Raw genomic sequence first — 1216 nt, 5'->3', positions numbered from 1 at the left:
GGGTGATCGTGGTGCGTTGGAGGGGGTGTTGGGTCGTATTCCGGTGGATCGGCCGTTGGTGGGTGTGGTGCACACGGCCGGCGTACTCGACGACGGAGTAGTGACGGACCTGACCCAGGACCAGTTGGAACGAGTGCTGCGTCCGAAGGCGGATGCGGCCTGGCATCTGCATGAGCTCACCGCGGGGATGGATCTCTCCTTCTTCGTCCTCTACTCGTCCATGGCGGGTCTGCTCGGCACGGCCGGCCAGGCGAACTATGCGGCTGCCAACGCCTTCCTGGACGCCCTGGCTTCGTATCGTCGTGCGCAGGGCCTGCCCGGAATCTCACTCGCGTGGGGCCTTTGGGAGGAGTCCGGGTCCCTCGCGGGAGGACTCACCGAGGTCGACCTGAAGCGCATGGCCCGGATGGGACTGGCGCCCGTGTCGTCCGACGACGCCAGGGCGATGTTCGAGGCCGCCGTCACTTCGGACCGCGCACTCGTCGCCGCGACCCGGTTGGACTTCACGTCCCAGCGGGACCCCGACGCGTACCCCGCCCTGCTCCGGGGCCTGGTCCCCGGTGCCGTACGACAAAGGCCCGCCCTCGCGGGCCGCCGCGCCGACCCAGCGGGTCGGGCCCCGTCGGGCCGCTGGCTCGAAGGGCTGTCCCCGGCGGATCGGCGGCGGGCGGTCACGGACCTCGTACGCACCCGGGTGGCCGAGGTCCTGGGCCACGCCGACGCCTGGAGCGTCCCCGGTGAACGCGCCCTGACGGACCTCGGTTTCGACTCACTCACCTCGCTGGAACTCCGCAACCGACTCACCGCGGCCACCGGCCTGCAACTGCCCAACACCCTCGCCTTCGACCACCCCACCCTCGACGCGCTCACCGCCCATCTGATCGAGCGGAACTCCGACGCGTCCCCCGAGCCGACCGCCGCACCGAGCGCAGTCGGCCCGCAGCACCGCGACGCCCAGGACGATCCGGTGGTGATCGTGGGGATGGCGTGTCGTTTTCCGGGTGGGGTGGTTTCGGCGGATGGGTTGTGGGGGTTGGTGGTTGAGGGGCGGGAGGGTGTGGGTGGGTTTCCGGTGAATAGGGGGTGGGATTTGGAGGGTTTGTATGATCCGGTTGGGTTGCGGTCGGGGTCGTCGTATACGCGTCGTGGTGGGTTTTTGTATGACGCGGATGAGTTTGATGCGGGGTTCTTCGGGATGTCGCCGCGGGAGGCGGTG

At 69.2% G+C, this 1216-nt stretch carries 1 protein-coding gene; it reads left to right on the top strand.

Features of this window, described 5'->3' with window-relative positions; genetic code table 11:
- Positions 1-16: 16 nt before the first annotated feature.
- A partial coding sequence (locus ABZ842_RS38830; RefSeq protein WP_361548598.1) for a KR domain-containing protein occupies positions 17-1216 on the top strand: 1200 nt, incomplete at its 3' end.

Source organism: Streptomyces sp. NPDC047315, from assembly GCF_040643215.1.
Classification (GTDB): Bacteria; Actinomycetota; Actinomycetes; order Streptomycetales; family Streptomycetaceae; genus Streptomyces.
This window is presented reverse-complemented; position numbering and strand designations above follow the sequence as displayed.